Source organism: Microcoleus sp. K1-B1 (assembly GCF_036704705.1).
GTDB lineage: Bacteria > Cyanobacteriota > Cyanobacteriia > Cyanobacteriales > Microcoleaceae > Microcoleus.
The window spans coordinates 1-2,245 of the sequence record NZ_JAUBSH010000189.1 but is presented as its reverse complement, the minus strand read 5'-3'; the positions used below and the strand labels follow the sequence as shown (position 1 = coordinate 2,245).

Here is a 2,245-nt window from a genome sequence, read left to right as displayed (position 1 = left end):
ATTCTCTCCCGGCGCGGTGGCTTTAGTTCTTCTCAAAGCCACCGTTCTCATCTTTATTTAGTCTAAAGTACAGTATTGAGAATTAAGCTGTTGATTGAGCGAAGGATTGAATTCTATAAGTCTTTCTGTGACTACGTTTCAGATACCTGAATCCTTACTCGCTATGTAGGGCTTGCTGAATAAGTCGGAGAAACCTCAATATCGATCGAGCGCAGATTCAATCCCCCGACGAGCGTTTAGCTTGAGTTGTCGAACGCTAGCTCGGACATAACTTGAAGTTATGAAACGGCTCATTTGAGTTGTTCTCAGAGAAAATAAGCACAAAAAAAGACTGAGAAGCTGTCTCAATCCAGCAGTCAAATTCATGACTAAAAAAGAAATTGCGATGGAAGTTCGAGAGGTATTTTCTAGTTTTGTCATCACCAAAGAGAGGCTGAATCTTCGCTTGCCTTGACCGAACTTTCCCTCAATTGAACTGCGAATTCTCTCATCATATGCCGCTTGCTTCTTTTTTTCTGGACTCACGTGAGCTGGGGGTCTTCCTAATGGTGGCCCACTGATTCTAATTCCTCTTTCTTTGCACCAAGCTCGATTGTCGCGGGTTCGATAAATTTTATCCACATGAACTGATTCGGGATAATATCCCGTGAAGCTTCGATATGCTTCTATTTGAGTTTTTAAGTCTCCTGATTCGTTAAAGTTATCCCAACTGATTCGGTCTACAAATACATATCCCTCAAAGCAGCTCGCTGATAGTTTAGCTCGCCTCTCTACGGGTTTTCCCGCTTTCCCTCTCACGATTGGACGGAGCTGGGGTTGGCTTAAACTAACGATTCGGTCTTCAATACTTTGTTGATTCTTTTGAAACAACTCTAACTGTTGCCGATAGACTTCTTTCACCACTAACAAAGTTTTATATTGCCTATTTTTCAGACACAAGAGTGAGCCTCCTGATTCGATTAACTGGTCGATATGACCGAGATTTCTTTTGATGTATTGTAGTTGTTTTTTTAGGGCTTTTCTTTTCTGTTTGCGAGTCGGTCTTCTTTGTTTGGCGACTTTTAAGTATTCTTTTTTCGCTATCTGACGGTAGGTTCTCGGTTTGGTCTGGATTTTCTCTTTGAGTGGCTCATACAGCAGATCTATGATTTTCTCCGTGTGAACTCGGGCTTGATTTAAGAGTGAGAAGTCGGTCGGATAGCTAATATCGGCGGGCGCGCAGGTGGCATCTAGGATTAATTTTCCTTGATTTTTCGGCTGTTCCCTCTCTGCTTCGGGATTTTTTTTTTCGCCCTCGCCTCGAACTAATTCTCTCAATCTCCTCACCACTTCTCTATTGACTTTGTTCACCAATTCGTCACTGATTCTTTGTCGGAAATGAACGAATAGTGAAGGGTCAAATGGCTCCTCATTGCTATAGGATAAATAACCTATAAAGTATTGCAGGTAAGGATTCTCTCGAATTTGCTCTACGGTTTCACGCGTCACTAATTCCTAGTTTTTCCTTAATGATTAACGAGCCTAACGCCACCCGAAATGATTTAGCGGGAGGTCCCACTTCTGCCACGAAATTTTGGGCATATTCTGATTCAAATTCCGACCAAGGTATTAGTTCGGCTAGCTGCACCCAACGGTTAGTCGCTGCCAACTTTCCTTCAAAGGGCAGCTTAAAGTCTTGGGCTGAGCTTGGGGTGGGTTCGACTTTTCGGTACACGGGAGCCAACGATAATGCACGGGTTTTGAACTATCTTACCCGTTTTTCCTGCACGCTTACCACCCACCTACTGCTCGCCCATCCAATCCCCGTCACTTTTTCCCCTTTTTTCAGCAAGCCCTATGTATGAGACAGCGCGGGATTTTTTTGGCGTTTTGTGCGGACTTTATATCACGGCCAAACCGTGACTTGTTTGATACCCCAGGGTGTGGAATCTGGGTTGAAACCCACATTCCGCACCCTGAATTGTCACACTACGAATTTTCGGAGTTTGGCTAAATTGAACTGGCGATCGCCAGTCCAATTTCCCACTTGTGTGTATAAAAAATGATCATTTGGGTTCACAAAATTCCGCAAAAACCGATTGTGACAGTGGAGGGTGCGGAAAGTGAATTGAAACCAATCCTATACAAACAAAGTCCGACAGGGTATTAATTCCCTGTCGGACTTTCTCAAAACCCGGTTTGTTGGCTAATTTTTCCGATTGGGATTGACAGCTCATCCTTCGATTATGCAGCGCCAATCCTTGAG

Annotated in this window: 2 protein-coding genes; both read right to left on the bottom strand. The window is 43.7% G+C overall.

Going from position 1 to position 2,245, the window contains the following annotated elements; genetic code table 11:
• Window positions 1-195: 195 nt before the first annotated feature.
• Window positions 196-1,714 (bottom strand): IS5 family transposase gene (locus tag QUA83_RS30270; protein WP_333297904.1). Its coding sequence is split into 2 segments (ribosomal slippage): window positions 196-1,482 and window positions 1,484-1,714, totalling 1,518 coding nucleotides; the frame shifts between segments, so codons are not numbered across the junction.
• A 331-nt stretch (window positions 1,715-2,045) separates the two neighbouring features.
• The coding region (locus QUA83_RS30265; RefSeq protein ID WP_333297903.1) for a hypothetical protein at window positions 2,046-2,245 on the bottom strand (200 nt) is incomplete at its 5' end.